Origin of the sequence: Echinicola marina (assembly GCF_020463795.1) — a bacterium.
Lineage (GTDB): Bacteria > Bacteroidota > Bacteroidia > Cytophagales > Cyclobacteriaceae > Echinicola > Echinicola marina.
The window spans coordinates 5,037,413-5,056,490 of record NZ_CP080025.1; the positions used below are offsets into that span (position 1 = coordinate 5,037,413).

Consider the following 19,078-nt stretch of genomic DNA (forward strand, 5'->3'; position numbering starts at 1 on the left):
TTATTTAATTGTTTTGGGCACCATTAGCCACCCAGCAGTATATATCATCTTTTTGAGCCTGTGTCAATGTCAGACCGGAACTTGCCTCGGGCATAAAACCACTTTCTGTATAATTCCTAATCTGATTGGCATTTTGGATAATATTAGCTGTCACCGTCAGGTCCACCCTGCCCGTTCCTGCCACATGGCATCCAGAAATAGCGCAATTATTTTCAATTATTGTGGACACCTCCCCTGACAATGTCGCCACATTATCATCACACCTATCCCCTCCATTAGGATTGTTTGGCATAAGATCCTCTTCACTTTCACTTCCACAAGCCATCACCCCTAAGAGCAGACAGCCAATCAATAAGATTTTTGAACCTTTCATAATAATCATGTTTAACTTGGTCTTTTATTTGAAGCATAAAGAGAGGACAGTTCTTCAGGGGAACTGTCCTCACACAACATTGGCTAGTATCCGGGAACACCTCCACCATTTCCACCATTGGATGTCCCACTGGCATTACTACCAATATTCCCTTGGGCGACTAATGTCGATAACTCTGAAGCGCTCAAATGAACGTTTACATAGCCATCAAATGCAATCAACTCCTCATAAGTGATTGCTGCCCCATCATTTTTTTCCGTTACCAAAGTGCTACTTTCTCCCGTGGTTCCGTCCACATTTGTCAGATCGATCACTATGCCTCCACCTTCACTGGCAGAATTGGCATGTATATGTGAAGGATGTGAGTTTCCGGCAGTGGTACCTGATAGATCTATCTCTATCAAGGTAAAGCCATCAGTCTGTCTGGTGAAAGTAACTGTACCAGATACACCTGACTCTCCCACTGCATTTAAATTATAGACTTTCTTTTGCACTTGTGGACTAGGATCATCGTCATCATCGTCACCACAGGCCACTAGTCCTGCAGTCAACAATAATATCATTCCCAGCAACCAAAATCTCTTGTACTTTTCCATGACCTTATTTTTAAATTTTCTCAATAATTATTGGGCAATACTTCTCCACCTCACCTTTTCACCTCATTTTTTTTTGAGGCAAATGATGAGTCACCATTTTCTAAAACCGATTGTTTAATTAAATAGCTACCATTTATATTTCAAGCCAATCAGCGCTCCTGCACTCTTTAGACTTACCTGCCCTTCTCCTACCCCATTTAGAGGTAATTTCAAATAGGGCTCAACTTGTATAGATAGTTTTTCGGATAGTCTCCTTTCGTACCCCATACTTAAATTAAGCACCTGGAAAAAATGTTGATTTTTATTATTGACTTCCAAGTTTTCGTAATTGGGATAATAAGAACTATAACCATTGATCAACTGATACTTTTCTTTCAACATCAAATAGGAAGACAAGCCTGCACTGGCATACCACCTATCCATCGGGCCATTTATGGCATAAAAACGAATATTAAGAGGAATGTCCAACACATAACAATCCCCTTCTACCCAGGTGGTAGGCATAGAGCTTGGATAGGAGAATTGATAGCCATTACTGGTACCATAAGTCTTAAAGGAATATAATCCCCCAAAATTCAGACTCCACTTTGGGAGAAAATAATATTCAAGATTTATCCCAACACTCGTCCCCACTCCCCTTACTTCCTTCAGTTTTAAGGCACTTACATCTGGAGAAAACAATAATGCAAAACTCCACCTTTGTGCGATATCACTACCTTCCTTTTTAACCGGAGGGGCTCCATACCCCTCTCTGTCAAATACCAATCTCACTTCTTTGTCCTGCTCAAATGAAGGCTGCCTTTTTCTAATCGAGCCAGGGACTAAGTCCTCCCTATTTCGTTTTGATGAGGGATAATTGGATCCATTTCCATCAAATTCTAATCTATCCATTTCTGAAGAAAGCCTATTAGCTATTAAGCCTACATTTGCCATTGATTCTTGATTACCATCTATTTGATCAACATTCTCTTCCTCTCCTATTAATTTTATCTCCTGATCAGTTTCTAATATTGATTTTGCCGGATCGGAAGTATTACCATTAGTTACCTGATGGCTTTCCTGCATCGTCTCATTGGATTTTATTCCCGAATGAGTGCCCTCCAGAACTCCCATGCCCCACCAACTGAATGGTACGAGCAGCGCCAATCCCAATCCTAACAAAAACCATTTGCTTTGAAAAAAACCACCAGCTTTCCCATTATTGGGCAATCGGCTCATCTTTTCCTGCATTTTGTCCCAATCCTCTTTCACAAAAGGGATCTGAGGCTCTTCTAAGCCTTTCCGGAAGGAATCATCCAGCTCCTTATCGCTCATATCTGGCCAGTCTTTTTTCATGATCCCTTTTTAGTAGTTCCCTTAAATTCATTCTTGCCCGTGAAAGGTTGGACTTCGACGCTCCTTCACTGATACCAAGCAACTCACTTATTTCTAAATGCGAATACCCCTCAATCACATATAAATTGAAAACAGTCCTGTACATTGGCGACAAGCTTTGCACAAGGTTTATCAATTCATCATAGGAAAGTTCATTGATTATATTGCCCTGCTTGTCGCTAATTTCAGCTGCTTCATCTAGACTCAAATCATGATGGTTATTTAATTGGCTCCTATTATGATTAATGGCGGTATTGATCAGAATTCTCCTGAACCAAGCCTTAAAAGCGTATTGTTCATCATATTGCTGGATTTTGGTAAACACCTTCATGAAGCTATCATTCAACACCTCCACCGCGTCATTTCTATTAGCCGTGTAACGTAAACAAACACTCATACCATAACTGTAAAACTGCTTATACAACAGTTCTTGAGACTTGCCCTCATTTTTTAAGAGTCCCCTTATTATCCTTTTGTCCGGTTCTTTGTTCACAATAGAAATGGTTCAATTGCCTATACAAGACATTCTTTGAAAGGGTTGCGTCAACATTCAAATATTTCTCCCTTTATAATAATAAAACGATTATATACCGAAAAATTGACTATTGACCATATCATGATCGAAAAAATATAGAAAACAAAATATATCGTTTAAAGAACCTGCTTCAAAAAGCTAAAAACAATATCTTAATTAGATTCTACAGTAAGGACCTATTAAAACAACAGAGGATCTCACATTAACCCTATACAACCAATTATTTACAAATGGTCATACTAGCTGGAATTCCATTTGAAGGGTCAAAAACCTCTAATGCAGGACTTAAAAAATGAATACCCAAACCCAAACCTCTGATAACAAATAATAAACCTATGAGTATGGCAAAATAAGGCATAAACCTAAAAAGCCTCGTCCTCCAATCTGCACTGAATAGATTTCCACTTAGCATCAAAGCCAATAATAATGGGATGGTACCTATTCCAAAACTAGCCATATAAATGGCTCCTTCCACAGGTCCCGCCATGGCCATAGACCCTAATAATGCTATATAAACCATTCCACAGGGTAAAATCCCATTGACCAATCCTGTCATAAAAAAAGCCTTTGCCCCTCCTTTTTTCAACCAATATCCCAAAGCACTTTTAACCTTAGCCACAAGCTGATAAGCCCCTCCTTTTGCAAGGGCCCTTTCGCTCTTTTTATACATAAACGCAAAAAGAATTATCAAAAGCCCAAGACCAATAGAAACCCATTGTTGAAAACCTGCCAACTCCAAACCCAAACCGATGCTACCAGCAATCAAGCCCAAAATGGAATAAGTCATGGTCCTCCCCAGGTTATACCATACCTTTTTCATCACTGCCTTTTGCTTATCTGTACTTGATACCGCCAAGGCGATGGGGCCACACATCCCCAAACAATGAAAAGAACCTAAAAACCCCAATAAAAATGCTGTCCAGATCATCAGAGGCTAATTTTCAATTCTTCAAAATATTCCTTTCCAGCATTGGTCCAGGCGATCTTCACCTTCCAATAGCCTTGCTCCAATTTATTAAGGCTGATTTTCTTCTCTTCTGACTGGTCAATCTCAAAATTGAATTCCTGATCCAGTCGGGCATCTGAAGGCCTAAACAACCAAACAGTTCCTTTCACACCATCATCCAAGTGAATATTTAATTCCTTTTCTGAAGGATCATAATCCATCACCTTTTCTGACAATAATGCCGCATTGGAAACCTTTTCAATTTGTTCCTGATATTTGATTTCAGCCTCGTAATAATTTTCTGTAACCAAATGAATATCATCCTGTTTGATGCAAATTCCCACCATGGTAAAAACAATGGCTGCAAATACAACAAATACCAATACTATCGAATTTCCCCAGTTCATAATCTATTGATTTTAAATAACCCTATTTTGGCATTGGTGCCATAAAATTGGTTTTGATTTCATCGATTACTTCACCATTTTGAAGTAATAATAATTCCACTTCCTGGTTAATTTCTGTTACCTCATTGGCATCGATTACCAGAAAGAACCTACCCTCCACCTTGGATTGTCCATCCAATATCCAATTTCCTTCATCACTTGCCTCTACCATATATTTATCGTTGGATGATTTTATTTGTACGTTTTGTACATCAAAGGTTTTGTTTATGAAGGTCACCTCGTAAAGGTTACTGATTTGACCATCAGTCCTTTCTTGATAAGTCATTCCTCTAAACCTAGTAATCGTAGCTGACATTTCAGTTCTGGTCACGAGCAATCCCACAAAGGCTACTACTAGAATCAATAAAACAGCTATATAACCTATTACCCTCGGTGTGATCAATTTTTGATGTCCTTCCTTGATACTATTTTCAGAAGCATAACGAATCAAGCCCTTGGGTCTATCCACCTTCACCATCACCTCATCACAAGCATCTATGCATGCGGTACAGTTGACACATTCCATTTGTACCCCATTCCTAATATCAATGCCAGTAGGACAAACCTGCACGCATAAACTACAATCTACACAATCTCCTTTAGCGGATTTTCCGGGGTCTTTCTTATTGATTTTCCCCCTCGGTTCTCCCAGTAAGTAATCATAGGATACATTGATGGAATTGGTGTCCAATAAAACTCCTTGCAGCCTACCATAAGGACAAACCACTGTACAGGCCTGCTCCCTAAACCAAGAAAATACAAAGAGAAAGATCCCGGTAAATGCCAGTAAGCCCATGAATCCTGTTAAATGGGCCGAAGGCGGACTGCTGATGATTTCCAAGGTTTGATCCACCCCTATAAGGTAGGCCATTACCAGATGGGAAATCAAAAGGGAGATGAGCAAGAACAATGTCATTTTGCCTCCCTTTTTCAATATTTTTTCCTGGTTCCAAGGCTGGGCATTCAAACGTTTTTGTTGATTGGCATCCCCTTCAATCCAATACTCGATTTTGCGGAACACCATCTCCATAAACAGGGTCTGAGGACAGGCCCAACCACAAAATACCCTACCAAAAACTACTGTAAACAGGATGATAAAGACAAAGAATATAAGCAACAAGAACAACAGAATATGCGTATCCTGAGGCCAAAACACCTGCCCGAATATGATAAATTTCCTTTCGAAAATATTCAGTAAAAGAAAAGGTTTTCCTCCAATCTTTAGAAATGGACCTGCAAATAAAATCGCTAATAGAATCCAGGAAACATAAGTTCTCCATTTATAGAAAAAACCACTTACCTTTTTGGGATATACCCAATTCCTTCCTCCATCGTCCTTTACTGTGGAAAGGGAATCTCTAAAGGCCTCTGATTTATTTTGTTGATCCTGGGACATGGTTATTTTTTTTTGTAAGGGGCAGCTTATACTGCCCCCGTTATTATTTAGCCATTAACTTGTACGCTATCTGAAACAGTCTCCTCTCCGCCTGTTTCTCCATCAGTTTCACGAACATATTCTTCACCTTGAGGTTCCTTAGGATTGGACGGAGTCGTTCCCTCTAGTGAGAGTACAAAATTCGCTACTTGCTGGATCTCTTCCGGACTTAACTGGTCCTGCCATGGAATCATCCCCTTCTCTGGAACACCATATTTAATTACCGTAAATACATCAGAAATACTTCCTCCATGCAACCAAAATACATCCGTCAGGTTTGGTCCTACTCCACCGCCTCCATCTGCGGCATGGCAGGCCACACAGTTATTTTGAAAAATGGCACCACCAATCTCTAAGACCGTCTGTGATTGATCAAAGGCAACATTGCTTTCATCGATCGAAGCCAGGGCCAAGGCTTTCCGCTCCTCAGCAGCAATGGCTTCCTCTGCCAGTTCAGCCTGATATTCCTCCGTAGGTGATTTACCAAATCCCACATTGGTATTGTTCACCAAATAAACTACCGCAAACAATATGGAACCATAAAACACGTACTTTAACCAAGGAGGCATAAAATTATCCAACTCAACTATACCATCATAACTATGATCCATTTGTATCTCCTCTTCATCCTCAATAGGCTTAAGCTTTCCTGTGACGAATTTCTCCTTGAAATTTTCCCACCAGCTTGGCTCTTTGGCCATTTCAGGATTTTCCTGATTTAATATATTGACAATAAAGCTGGCCAGATAAATCAATAAAATCATCAACAAGACCATCAGTCCAAGGACCACCATGATGATGATCAATAAGGTCAACTGACTGCTATCCATCTCTCCCAATGATTCCATCCATCCCCTTTCAGCCTCTTGGGCCATCGCTGATTGGGTGATAAGTGCCAACATGGACACCATAAGTGCTATTTTAGTTTTTTTCATGGCTCACATAATTTGGGTTATCATCCTCCATCGGAAGGGATTTCATATGATCTATATACTGCTTATCTGCTTTTACCACCCACCAAGCAACACCGATAAAAAACAGTACAAAAATGAGCAAAGACAAAATGGGATAAATCTCCACGTTCTCTATTGAGGTTAAAATTTCCTTTTTCATGACTTTTGGAGTTATTTAGCGATACTTTCTTCTGATGTCGGAGCATCCGTTTTCTTGATGTCCGTTCCTAGTCGCTGTAAATAGGCGATCAATGCCACGATCTCAGCTTCTGGTTTTACTTCTATACCTGCATCTGAAAGTCCGGAAGCAATTCCCTGGGCTTGTTCGTGCAGATCTTTCATGGCCTGTTCATCTGCATAACCATCTGGATACGGTACCCCGAGTTGTTGCATGGTCCTAATTTTGTCAGGCATGTCTAAATGGTCCATGGAATTGGTGATCATCCATGGGTAAGAAGGCATGGTGGAGCCGGGAGACATGGTCCTTGGGTCTAACATATGATGATAATGCCAACTATCTGGATATTTCTTTCCTACCCTGTGCAAATCTGGCCCAGTACGCTTAGACCCCCAAAGGAACGGTCTGTCATAAACGAATTCACCCGCTTTGGAATATTCACCATATCGCTCCGTTTCAGACCTGAAAGGCCGAATCATCTGTGAATGACATCCTACACAACCATTAGAGATATAAAGGTCTCTTCCCTGCAGTTCTAGCGGAGTATAGGGTTCTACACTGCTGATAGTTGGTACATTGGATTTCACCAACAAGGTTGGGACAATCTCAATCACTGCTCCTATAAGTATGGCTACTGTGGCCAAAATGGTAAAGAAGATGGGTTTTCTCTCCCAGGCATGGTGCCAGTATTCACCTTTTTTCGGTACAAACTTGGTAAGGGCAGGTGCCTCATCAGGCTCTTCAGCTTGGAAAACACCAATTTTGGAAGTCTTGATAAGGTTATAAACCATCACGATGGCCCCAGTCAGGTAAAGTACCCCACCAAATGCCCTTAGCATATACATGGGAACAATTTCAAGCACTGTTTCAAGGAAATTTGGATAGGCCAATCTTCCCATCTCATTGAACTCTTTCCACATCAAGCTTTGAGTCAAGGCTGCGACATACATAGGCAGGGCATAGAAAACTATCCCGAGGGTACCCAACCAGAAGTGGGTGTTCGCCAATTTAGTAGAGTACAATTTTGTTTTCCACATCTTAGGCCATAGCCAGTAAAGCATACCAAAGGTCAAGAAACCATTCCAGCCCAAGGCGCCAATATGTACGTGTGCAACGATCCAATCAGTATAGTGCGCAATGGCGTTTACATTTTTCAAGGATAATAAAGGCCCTTCAAATGTAGCCATACCGTAAGCGGTCACCGCCACGACCATAAACTTAAGTACCGGGTCAACCCTCACTTTGTCCCAAGCTCCTCTTAGTGTCAATAGGCCATTGACCATACCGCCCCAAGATGGAGCAATTAACATCACCGAGAAAGCTACCCCGAGCACCTGGGCCCAGTTGGGCAATGCGGTATATAACAGGTGATGAGGCCCTGCCCAGATATACAGAAAGATCAAGGACCAGAAGTGAACGATAGAAAGCTTATAGGAATAAACTGGCCTATTGGCTGCTTTGGGAAGGAAATAATACATCAATCCCAAATAAGGTGTGGTCAAGAAGAAAGCCACGGCATTATGACCGTACCACCACTGAACCAAGGCGTCTTGAACACCGGCATAGGCAGAATAACTTTTAAAGAAAGAAACTGGCAAGGCCAAAGAATTAAAAATATGCAGTACTGCGACGGTTACAAATGAGGCCAAGTAAAACCAAATGGCCACATACATATGTCTTTCCCTACGCTTAAGCAATGTACCGATCATATTGGCACCAAATGCCACCCACACCACAGCAATACCAATATCAATAGGCCATTCCAATTCTGCATATTCCTTTGAAGTGGTCAAACCTAGCGGCAAGGTGATCGCTGCAGCTAGGATAATCAGCTGCCAGCCCCAGAAATTGATCCAGCTAAGCGCATCACTCCACATCCTGGCCTTCAGCAACCGAGGCATGGAATAGTACACGCCGGCGAAAATGGCATTTCCCACAAAGGCAAAAATCACCGCATTGGTATGCAAGGGACGAATTCTACCAAATGTGGTATAAGGATTTCCCATGTTGGCCTCGGGAAGAAAAAGCTGGATGGCAGCCAATATCCCAACCAGCATTCCGACTAAGCCCCAAACTATGGTGGCTGCTCCAAAGTACTTTACGATTTTATTATCGTAACTGAACTTTTCTAGTATTACTTCTGACATACTTTATTTGGTTTTAGGTGACGGTTTAGGCTTAACCGTTTTTTGGTTTTTATGTGTATCAAATAGAATTCTTACCGACGGGGTGTAAGTATCGTCAAACTGACCTTTCTTCATGGCCCTGAAAAACAGGAACAAAAAGCTAGAAGCCAAAACCAAACTCACCCCGATCAAAATGAATATTACTTCCATAAATAATTGTTTTTACTTCCCTTTCTCATCGCTAGATAATTGATCATAACTGTGGTAAATACCACCACCGAAATACTACTCAGTGGCATCAAAACCGCACAAATAACAGGACTTAGCAGGCCTTGGACAGCCAAGCTGATCCCAACAATATTGTATAGAAAGCTGAGTACAAAACTCGCCTTAATCACATTCCTGCTTTCCTTTGCCAATGCTATAAATTGAGGTAAATGGCCTATTACATCGGCGTCCATAATAGCATCACTGGCAGGAGAGAAATGAGTGGATTGACTGGTTACTGCAATCCCCACCCTGCTTTCCTGCAAGGCACCTGCATCATTCAATCCATCTCCAACCATCACCGTCTTATTCCCTCCATCATTCAAGAATTTGATGTATTGCAGCTTTTCTTTTGGGCTTTGGTTAAAATTCATCTTCACCGCTGGCCCAAATGCCTTTTGAAGATTTTCGCGGTCCTGGTCCTGATCACCGGAAAGCAAGTGAACTTGGCCCATATCTTTCAATTGATCCATGGTCTTAACCACTCCATTCCTCAATCCACTTTGGATATGAAAGTATCCCTTTACTTCTCCCCCGATGGATAAATAAATCCTATTACCAAAACCCTTGGTTCTAACATCACCGATCCCCAACCACTTGGCCGAACCTAAGCGCACTATCTCGCCATTATAAATAGCTTCAATCCCCTTTCCAGAAAACTCTTCTATCCCTTCCACATAAGCAGGCTTAATACCTCCCAACCATACATTTAGCCTATTACTTAGGGCATGAACGGAATGTTGGACCATAGCTTTGAGTACTGATTTATGCTCATCGTCCAAACAAAACCCTATATAGTCTACTTTAGCCGCTGCAGGATCTGTAAGCGTTCCTGTTTTATCGAAAATATAGGTATCTGATTTTGCCAGTTGCTCTACCACATGGCTGTTCTTCAAATAAAATTTCCTATTCCCAAAAACCCTCAATGTATTACCCAAGGTAAAAGGAGTGGACATCGCCAATGCACATGGGCAGGCTACAATTAAAACACTGGTGAATGTTTTCATGGCCAAGGAAACATCCCTTTGAATCCAAAAAGCTAGTGAACCAAAAGCCACCATCAGCACCACCAAGGTAAACTTCCCACTGATGGCATTGGCCAATGATTCCAGTTCCTTTGATTTTTCGATTTGAAAACTATCTTGATTCCATAAATCAGTAAGATAACCTTGGGATGGGGCTTTTTGTACATTCAAAAGCAAAGCGCCTGCCTGCTGCCTACCTCCTGCATAAATCAAGGATCCTTTCTTCACAGAAACAGGCACTTCCTCCCCTGTCACAAAACTGTAATCAATTTGGGCCTCTCCTTCCAGCAACAAACTGTCCGCTGGAATCAACTCACCATGACGAATCTTCAAGGTATCCCCTACTTTTATTTTAGGAAGCGAAACAACCTCTTCCCCTTTATTCCCCAAGCGGGTTACAGCCAATGGGAAGTAGGACTTATAATCCCTGTCAAAAGCAAGACGGTCATAGGTTTTTTGCTGAAAATATTTCCCGATCAATAGAAAAAACAATAGCCCCCCTATAGAATCGAAATAACCGCTTCCCCCTAACGCTATTACTTCATAAAGGCTATAAACAAATAAGGAAATGATTCCCATAACAATGGGGACATCCATATTAACACGACCAGAACGCAGAGAGTACCATGCTGACCTATAGTAATCTGTAGCTGAATAAAATATAACCGGAAGTGACAAGGCTATATTGAGCTGGACAAAGAGGCCTCTAAAATTCTCTTCCAATAATGACACTTCACTGAAATACTCAGGCAAACTGAAAAACATCATATTGCCAAAGCAAAATCCAGCTACTGCCAATTTATAGATCAATCTCCTGTCAATTCTATCCTTAGGCTTTTTCTCCAATGCATCTAACTGGATGCTAGGCTCATAGCCGATTTTGGACAATAACCTTACCAGCTCTTTAAGGTTTAGGGACTTATGAAGGAATTTGATGTGTACCTCTTTTTTCACATAATCCACCCTAGATTCAAAAATATGCTCATTTAACCTATGTAGATTTTCCAATAACCATACACAGGAGGCACAATGTATCGCAGGGATATCAAATGAAATATGCGTTTCCTTCTCGTTTTGAAAATCTATTAGTTTTTGGATTACTTCAGGTTCTTCTAAGTAATCAAATCGATTGACTGATTTATTATTGTTGGTGTTTTTTATACCCGGCTTCTCACCATATTCATAATAACTGCTAAGGCCATTTTCATTCAACACTTCATAAACCAACTTACAGCCTGGACAACAAAAATCCTTTTCATCATAGCGAAGGGACTCGTCCAAACACTGTTCTCCACAGTGGAAGCACAAAGTATTATTTCTTTCTTTAACTTCCTTCATGTTCATTGGTGATTCTGTATCAATTTAACTATAAATAATCCTGTTTTAAAATTTTCATGAAATAATATTGGGGCAATTATGCCAAATAAAACGACAGGTTATCATACCAAAACCCTCCTTTATAAAAGTGAAATAGGACTTTAGCCAAATCAGCTTGGTAAGCTTTAGAGGTTACTAGCATGGTGGATTTGTTTTTGGTAGCATAAGACCAGAAATCCCCGATTTTCCTAAAGTTGAATTTTATAAAGCTGGTTTCACTGGTATAATTCCTGATTAATTGAATCAGTGCCTGCTCTTCTTGTAGCTTCGATTTAGGAATGAAACTTGGAGAAATTATAGTGGCTTGGCTATGCTTAATATGTAATTCAAACTTCTCTAGAAATCCATGGATGATATGGGCAGAATCTTGGGTTCCATCATAGTGAAACAGGAGTTTTTCGAAGGACAACTGCTGGTCAAACAACAATAATGGAATGGCGCAAGGCTTTTTCTCCAGCATCTGCGGCTGCTCCTGCCCATGAAGCCAGTCCAGTACCTTGGGCAGCTTGGCCATTATCATATAGATATTTTTCTCCTCATGATTCAAAACTCCCTCAACCGGCCCATGATCAAAAAAGTCCCGCTGCATCTTCTGCTCGTATACAGGAGCCAATATATCAGCGGGTATTTCCAGGTAATTATGAATGTTGCCTTTCATCTGTAATCAATTAAAGATTTAAGACAAATTTAATCTGCTTTGAGCCGAGGATTTATGACTTTTAAAAAGCCAAAAACTGATAAAAATCATATTTCAAACAAAAGCCCAAACAATATCTGTTTGGGCTTTTGTTTGAAATACAGGATGTACCAGCATCAATTATTATAAAAATCAGATAGCCTGGCCAATCCTTTTCTGTCTAAAACAATAATTTTTTTCCCTTCAAACTTTATCAGCTTATCTTTTTTAAATTCAGATAGCAATCTGATCACCGTTTCGGTGGCGGTTCCTACTAAACCCGCTATTTCTTCCCGGGTCAGGACCAGATCAATTTTTCTATTTTCACCGCCATCTACCCCATAGGAATCGGAAAGTTTGATCAAAGTAAATGCCAGCCTTTCCCTGATGGTTTTTTGGGTAGCATCGGTCAATTGCTCCTCCATCAATCCCAAACTTTGGCATACTGCTTTGGTCAATCTTCTATGAAAATTATTGTCCTCAGCGATAAGCTTTAGAAAAGTTTCTTTGGGAATAAAACATATTTTTGCATCCTCCACAATGGTGGCTGAATTCAAGTAAGCCTCTTCACCCAGCAAAGAGGTATAGCCTAGAAAGTCTCCTTTTTGTGCCAATCGGATAATTTGTTCCTTCCCATTAGATGCTGTTTTAAAAACTTTTACAATTCCAGAGCTTACACAAAAAACCCCCAAAGGTTTTGTGCCCTCATAAAACAGCATCTGGCCCTTTTTATGGGATATAAGATTTTTGCTGTCCGATAAATTACATAAATGCTCTTCAGATAAACCTGAAAACATGGAAAATTTACGGCTTAAGCATAATTCACATGGTGTATTCTTTATTGTCATGAACCTAAAAATTAATTAACATCACAAAGCTATGTTATAAACCTATTAAAAAAAGATGACTTTTATCATAATAAATTCCCTTTAGTGTTATTTGACGATTCAGATTTTAAAAATAATTTGAACTCAACGGTGACGCTGTCTTTTACCTTGATGGCTCCAAAGAACTTCCTAGGGGCTTCCAGACCAAAATCTGAAAACAAAAATGAGTGGCTGCCTTCAAGTTTTAAAACCCCATCATCTGTTTTTTGTATTTCACAGTCTATTTTAATTTTTTTATGAACCTGAACCAAAGTAACGATAGCCTCCCCACTGATGACATTACCCATACCATGGACTTTTTCAAGATGTAAAAATTCCATACCAATATAGGGGTGCTGATCAGCCTTAATAGTAGTCTGAAAATCCTTGGTCATTATATTATTGGCACAATCGAAACTGCTTGCAGGCACTTTTATCTTCCCGCTCCAGCTGATGTTGCCGTCACTTGAATACCTTTCATAAATTTTGTCATCACCAAAATAATTATCAGACATGCAATAGTAGCTATTGACATTCGTAGTACCTGCAATACCCAGCTCACTTTCCTCAAGAATATGCCACATGATTATTTTAGGTTCCTTTGGCTTAATCGGCAAAAGAAGAACACCAATAAATGCGAGTAATTTAAACATAATACCTTGATTTATAATTGAACCATTTTATGAATGCAAAAGAAGAGTACCGATCTGCCCGATACTCTTCCAAGGTTTATGAGATCATAAATGTTTAGAAGCTTATCGCGGCTTCAATATTCAGTCCGTCAAATTTTGCTCCGTTGTATTTAGAGTCTGCCGCAAATCCTTCATATTTTTGGTTTACGTATTCAATTTTAGCAACAATGTTTTTGGTCATAAACCAGCCACCGCCTATATTGAACCTTTCAATGGCTATACTTGGGTCATCTGCATTTGCCTCCCCTTTTACTTTATTATACCTACCTCCGAAATATAATTGCTCACGAGAACCAAACCTGTACAGCAATTCGCCTGCAAGTTGGGTATACTGACCATCACCCTGTTCCTCACTGTTCATGGCTGATTCATATATCCCGAAAAATTCCAATCCCTTGTATTTCACAAATGGATTAATTTGAATGGCAGTAAGTTGGTTAAATCTCGGATTAAAGCGGCCTTCAAAATCAGATCCGCCATCTTCTATTGTATGCAGCACACTATAATATCTAGATCCTGCACGGTCGCCTCCATATAGTGAGGTTCCAGTAGTAAGTCCTTGGTTGGTATACCATGAACCTGTCAACCTAAACCTCAAATCTTCAGCAAGATAATCATCATAACCTACTTTTCCATAGAACGAAAGCTTATTGTCAGAATTTTGGTTGGAGACCACAGACTGATTGAGTTTTCCGTTAGAAATAGCTAGCATAGCCAAGAACCCGTTATTTTGTAGGGTTACTTCGGCAAAAGCCTCGGTAGCAAAGGAATCCATGATATAATTCCCTACGAATGGGTTAAAAATAGCCCTGGCATTATCTGTTCTTCTAAAGTGTGCATCACCATAGTTGATCTCATCCATCCCTACCTTAATGGTAGCATATTTCATCAATCCCTCTAGAAATCCTTCAGAAACAAAGTCCAATTTATCCAACTGTAAATATCCCCCTTTTACCCAAGCTTCTGAGTGGTGTCTTGCAGAAAGATAGGTTCTCAAATGCATTCTGACACCGTCCTCTAATTGAACATCAAGGTTTAGGTTGGCAGTAGGAAGGTTTAGATTTGACTCCAGATCCACCAAATTATTCAGGCTATTTTCCTGATTAATTCCCTGAAATTGTAACGCGAAATCACCGCCTACTTTTACCCTCAGCCCCTCAAAGGTAGCAACTGAATCTTTGCTGGTCTCAAAAACATTGACCCCATAGCTATTATCAGCTCTGTAATATTGTAAAGACTTTTGGGCCTGTACCACAGAAGTAGCTGATAATAATACCGCAAAGAATAAGATGGCATAATTGATGCCTTTTTTCATAGTATTCATGGCTTTTTGCTTTGATTATGTGTTTGTTGATTTATCAGTTGGGTTGAAATTGAGCTTTAAATGTTAACTTCAATTCATTACCTGTTTTAATAGTGTTGAACATGGCTGTTGGAGGGTCAAGCTTATATTCCGAGAAGGTGATATCCTGATTCCCTTCAAAAACCACTGTTCCATTGTTCAACTTATAGTTAACTTCCATTATTACATCCTTAGATTGTCCGGCTATGGTCATTTTCCCTTTTGCTTTGATCTTGTCAGCGCTGATTTGATCTACACTCACCAGTTCATAGAGAATGTTTGGATTCTTTTTCTGATTTAAACATTCATAAGCATTCTTGTCCATGCTGGACTTTCCGCTCTTTAAGCTCTCTACAGGAAGTATGATTTTTAATGACGAAATGGATGTTATTTCTGAACCATTTATGGTCACGTCCATATTTCCTTTTACTCCCTCCTTCGACACCATTTCCCAATCATGGATGGTAGAGGTTCCCTCCACTGTAAATACCTGAGAACCTGAAAGGCTATAATTTCCCTGGGCCTTTAGCTGAAATCCTAGCACCACAAATAGTGCTGATAGAATTAGTAATTTCGCTGTCTTCATAATTGAAAAGGTTATGCTATTGAAAACTTCTTTTGCTTAATTGATATAACAAATGTACAGTCCTTGAAACGGTGAAAACATGAGAAAAAGAAACTAAAAACAAGACTTTTGTCATGTTTTACCTATAAAAAAATAACTAAAAATATTTATATTAAAAATGTAATTTATTCAAAAAAAACATCTTACAACATTATTTATTTAATACAAAACAAATTTTAATATCATAATATATACAATCATACACAAGAAAAAACAGATAAAACACCCTATCTTACGCTTTGTCAAAAACAAAAATTACATTGATGATTTCCTAACAAATTAATTGTTATCACAAAGCATCCTTCTCAATCAATCGTTCAATTTTTTATTTCTAAAAGTGATTTCTAATCAACACTAAATAAAAACTGATCCTTCCTAATCACATACTACCAAAATGCAACTCCTACAGTGCCATAAATATCTACCAAAGGGACGCTATCCTACCCCTTCAAAAGACTTGAATCGCTTCGTTTTAAATCTTAAGGTAGTTCCTTAAAAAGTATAATCTATGAATTGAACACTACATTGGTTTGGCAAAGAGATCCCCCCTATAAACTCAAAAAGTCACATCAAAAAAAGGCTGTAACCTAAATTCAGATCACAGCCTTTTCGAATTATGAGTAATCTTAAAAGATTACTTCTTATAATATTTTAAAGCTTCTGGCATTTGCTTGTTTAACTCATCAATCCTTCTATCAGGTCCTGGGTGAGTGGATAGAAATTCAGGAGGCGCAGCCCCTGAAGACTTGGCCTCCATTCTTTTCCAGAATTCAGGTGCTTCTCTTGGATCATAACCAGCCATGGCCATGAAAATCAAGCCCAATTGATCGGATTCAAGCTCCTGATCCCTTGAAAATTTAAGCATGCCCACTTGACTACCCATACCTACGGCCTGCATGAATATCTCTTCTGTCAGACTTGGGTTTTGCCCCATTGCTACTTGCAAGCCTCCTAATAGCCCATTTGCAACCAGTCCCTGAGACATTCTTTCTCTGGCATGACTGGCAATGGCATGAGCTACCTCATGTCCCATAACTACAGCTATTCCCGTTTCATCTTGACAAACTGGCATAATCCCTGTATAAAACGCCACCTTACCGCCAGGCATACACCAAGCATTCACCTGATCATCCTGAATAAGGTTAAACTCCCACTCAAATCCCTCCACAATGTCTCCATAACCATTATCATTAAGATAACTTTCCACAGCGGCAGCTATGCGCTTACCTACCCTTTGGACCTTTTCTCCATCACTGGTACCTGTGAGCAATTTACTTTCCGTTTTTACTTCTTTATATTGTTGGAAGGCCATAGGCAGCACCTCTTCATTGCTAACCAAACTCAACTGTTTCCTTCCACTTAACGGCACTGTTGCACAACCATATAGCACCAAGCCTGACAAAAACAAAATCGATATTCTTTTCAACATATTCATATAATATTGTTCAAATTAGATTTCCCAAAAAAGATGCCAAATAACAGTTAAAATGGATATTTCAATTTACAAACCCCACTAAAACTCCTGCAAGTTAATGGATCAATCAAAGTTATTAAACACCAAAACTAAACAAATATCATTTACCCTAGTTATAATTTTATTGCATAAATATTCTTTTAACCAAAATCAATATGAAAATGAAAAAGCGCCTACCGCTACATCTTTTTAATTGGCTGATGATATTAGGTTTATTCGGACTTTTTTCTTGTGTAGATGATACAAGTCCCACCGAGGCATTAGAACTGACAGGTCAAAGAATGACCTATCCGCTAGCAGAAATTGGTAATTCCGGAGTTAGTGGCTCCGCAATTTTTGAAGAAGGAGAAGATGGCTACACTAAGGTAACCTTGATCCTAAACGGAACTCCGGAAAACGGGGTGCACCCATCACATATTCATTTTAATTCGGCAGCTGAAGGAGGTGATATTGCTATTTCTCTTATGCCTGTTGATGGAAAATCAGGTGTAAGCACCACTTTGGTAAACAAAAGTGATGATGGCACTGCGATCAACTATAACTCTTTGATCAATTTTGATGGCTACATCAATGTCCACCTTAGTCATGGTGACTTGGGAACCATAGTAGCACAAGGCGACATAGGAGGAAATGCTTTGGCTGGCGATTCCAAAACCTATAACTTATTGGAAAAAGCTGTTCCTGGAATTTCTGGAACTATCACTTTCCAGAAAAGAGTAAATGGATCAACTCTGGCAACCATAAGCTTGGAAGGCACGCCTGATGGAGGAAGCCACCCAGCACATATCCATTCTAACTCAGCCGCAGAAGGCGGACCAATTGCTATTTCCTTTGCCCCAGTAGATGGCAGTACTGGAGTGAGCACGACGATTATCGAAACGAAAGATGATGGCACAACAGTCTCATATGAAGACATTATCAACATGGATGGCTATGTAAATGTCCATCTTTCAACTGGAGATTTGGGAACAATAGTAGCCCAAGCTGATATCGGTATCAACGAACTCACTGATCAGTTCAAAACATATAGCCTGAGCGAAAAAGCAGTTCCCGGTATCAGTGGCGCTATTACCTTCAAAAAAAGAATCAGTGGTTACACACTGGCCACGATTCAACTAGATGGAACACCTGACGGTGGAAGTCATCCAGCACATATTCATTATAATACAGCAGCAGAAGGCGGAGGAATAGCAGTAAGCTTTAATCCTGTGGATGGAAATACAGGTATGAGCATGACTACTATCCGACAAACTGATGCAGGTAATGACCTGATGTATGACGACATCCTTGGTTTCGATGGCTATGTCAATGTACACCTAAGTGCCGATCAACTAGGCACCATCGTTGCACAGGGAGACATAGGTCAAAATGAGCTTACCGGAAATACAATGGTCTATAGCTTGAATGAAAAAGATGTACCAGGAATCAATGGTACCATCACCTTTTCTGAAAGGGTCAATGGATTTGCTTTAGCGACCATTGCTTTGGATGGCACTCCTAATGGTGGAAGTCACCCTGCCCATATACATGCTAACTCTGCTGCTGAAGGTGGACCTATTATCTTTTCATTCAATTCGGTGGATGGCTCTACCGGAATGAGTATAACCAATGTGGAGATGTTGGACTCAGGAGAAGCCTTAAATTATTCAGGCTTGATGAATATAGATGGTTATGTAAATGTACACCTCAGTGCTGACCAATTGGGCACCATAGTAGGACAGGGCAATATCGGTAGCAATAATTAGTTTTACTCCACATTCATAGAAAAGGCC

General features: G+C 39.9%; 19 protein-coding genes. 1 reads left to right on the top strand and 18 read right to left on the bottom strand.

The window, feature by feature from the left end:
* Window positions 1–4 precede the first annotated feature (4 nt).
* The 18 genes from KZP23_RS20530 to KZP23_RS20615 form a co-directional block, all read right to left on the bottom strand.
* Entirely contained in the window at window positions 5–373 is a 369-nt protein-coding gene (locus KZP23_RS20530; protein ID WP_226333689.1) for a 2-polyprenyl-6-methoxyphenol hydroxylase, read from the bottom strand.
* An 83-nt stretch (window positions 374–456) separates the two neighbouring features.
* Complete coding sequence (locus KZP23_RS20535; RefSeq protein WP_226333690.1) at window positions 457–969, bottom strand: CHRD domain-containing protein; 513 nt, start codon at window positions 967–969, stop codon at window positions 457–459.
* A 126-nt stretch (window positions 970–1,095) separates the two neighbouring features.
* Complete coding sequence (locus tag KZP23_RS20540) at window positions 1,096–2,304, bottom strand: PorT family protein (protein WP_226333691.1); 1,209 nt, start codon at window positions 2,302–2,304, stop codon at window positions 1,096–1,098.
* On the bottom strand, window positions 2,273–2,836 hold the full coding sequence (locus tag KZP23_RS20545) for an RNA polymerase sigma factor (RefSeq protein WP_226333692.1): 564 nt from the start codon (window positions 2,834–2,836) through the stop codon (window positions 2,273–2,275). Before KZP23_RS20545 ends, KZP23_RS20540 begins: the two co-directional genes overlap by 32 nt.
* A 262-nt stretch (window positions 2,837–3,098) precedes the next feature.
* Window positions 3,099–3,806 carry a sulfite exporter TauE/SafE family protein gene (locus KZP23_RS20550; RefSeq protein ID WP_226333693.1) on the bottom strand — a complete coding sequence of 236 codons (708 nt, stop codon included), beginning with the start codon at window positions 3,804–3,806 and terminating at the stop codon, window positions 3,099–3,101.
* Window positions 3,806–4,231, bottom strand: a complete 426-nt coding sequence (locus KZP23_RS20555; RefSeq protein WP_226333694.1) for a FixH family protein — start codon at window positions 4,229–4,231, stop codon at window positions 3,806–3,808. Before KZP23_RS20555 ends, KZP23_RS20550 begins: the two co-directional genes overlap by 1 nt.
* A gap of 22 nt (window positions 4,232–4,253) precedes the next feature.
* Window positions 4,254–5,666, bottom strand: a complete 1,413-nt coding sequence (gene ccoG, locus KZP23_RS20560) for a cytochrome c oxidase accessory protein CcoG (RefSeq protein ID WP_226333695.1) — start codon at window positions 5,664–5,666, stop codon at window positions 4,254–4,256.
* Window positions 5,667–5,713: 47 nt separating this feature from the next.
* Entirely contained in the window at window positions 5,714–6,640 is a 927-nt protein-coding gene (locus KZP23_RS20565) for a cbb3-type cytochrome c oxidase N-terminal domain-containing protein (RefSeq protein ID WP_226333696.1), read from the bottom strand.
* The gene (locus tag KZP23_RS20570; RefSeq protein ID WP_226333697.1) at window positions 6,627–6,818 is read right to left on the bottom strand and encodes a cbb3-type cytochrome c oxidase subunit 3; all 192 of its coding nucleotides are present in this window, start codon (window positions 6,816–6,818) and stop codon (window positions 6,627–6,629) included. The genes KZP23_RS20565 and KZP23_RS20570 overlap by 14 nt, the downstream gene beginning before the upstream one ends.
* 11 nt (window positions 6,819–6,829) lie before the next feature.
* Window positions 6,830–8,983 carry a cytochrome-c oxidase, cbb3-type subunit I gene (gene ccoN / locus KZP23_RS20575; RefSeq protein ID WP_226333698.1) on the bottom strand — a complete coding sequence of 718 codons (2,154 nt, stop codon included), beginning with the start codon at window positions 8,981–8,983 and terminating at the stop codon, window positions 6,830–6,832.
* 3 nt (window positions 8,984–8,986) lie between these two features.
* On the bottom strand, window positions 8,987–9,172 hold the full coding sequence (ccoS, locus tag KZP23_RS20580) for a cbb3-type cytochrome oxidase assembly protein CcoS (protein WP_226333699.1): 186 nt from the start codon (window positions 9,170–9,172) through the stop codon (window positions 8,987–8,989).
* Window positions 9,163–11,592 carry a heavy metal translocating P-type ATPase gene (locus KZP23_RS20585; protein WP_226333700.1) on the bottom strand — a complete coding sequence of 810 codons (2,430 nt, stop codon included), beginning with the start codon at window positions 11,590–11,592 and terminating at the stop codon, window positions 9,163–9,165. Before KZP23_RS20585 ends, ccoS begins: the two co-directional genes overlap by 10 nt.
* Before the next feature lie 76 nt (window positions 11,593–11,668).
* Window positions 11,669–12,289, bottom strand: a complete 621-nt coding sequence (locus KZP23_RS20590) for a hypothetical protein (RefSeq protein ID WP_226333701.1) — start codon at window positions 12,287–12,289, stop codon at window positions 11,669–11,671.
* 155 nt (window positions 12,290–12,444) lie between these two features.
* A complete protein-coding gene (locus tag KZP23_RS20595) occupies window positions 12,445–13,155 on the bottom strand; it encodes a Crp/Fnr family transcriptional regulator (RefSeq protein WP_226333702.1) in 711 nt (236 codons plus the stop codon).
* A gap of 65 nt (window positions 13,156–13,220) precedes the next feature.
* Window positions 13,221–13,826, bottom strand: coding sequence for a YceI family protein (locus tag KZP23_RS20600; protein ID WP_226333703.1), 606 nt, complete (start codon window positions 13,824–13,826; stop codon window positions 13,221–13,223).
* A 94-nt stretch (window positions 13,827–13,920) separates the two neighbouring features.
* Window positions 13,921–15,180, bottom strand: a complete 1,260-nt coding sequence (locus KZP23_RS20605) for a hypothetical protein (RefSeq protein WP_226336562.1) — start codon at window positions 15,178–15,180, stop codon at window positions 13,921–13,923.
* Between the two features lie 43 nt (window positions 15,181–15,223).
* Window positions 15,224–15,793 (bottom strand): YceI family protein, encoded by a 570-nt coding sequence (locus tag KZP23_RS20610; RefSeq protein WP_226333704.1) that lies wholly within the window; start codon window positions 15,791–15,793, stop codon window positions 15,224–15,226.
* Window positions 15,794–16,466: 673 nt separating this feature from the next.
* Window positions 16,467–17,261, bottom strand: coding sequence for a M48 family metallopeptidase (locus tag KZP23_RS20615; RefSeq protein ID WP_226333705.1), 795 nt, complete (start codon window positions 17,259–17,261; stop codon window positions 16,467–16,469).
* A gap of 200 nt (window positions 17,262–17,461) precedes the next feature.
* Between KZP23_RS20615 and KZP23_RS20620 the strand changes: the two genes are divergently transcribed.
* On the top strand, window positions 17,462–19,051 hold the full coding sequence (locus KZP23_RS20620; RefSeq protein ID WP_226333706.1) for a CHRD domain-containing protein: 1,590 nt from the start codon (window positions 17,462–17,464) through the stop codon (window positions 19,049–19,051).
* The last annotated feature ends 27 nt before the right edge of the window (window positions 19,052–19,078 follow it).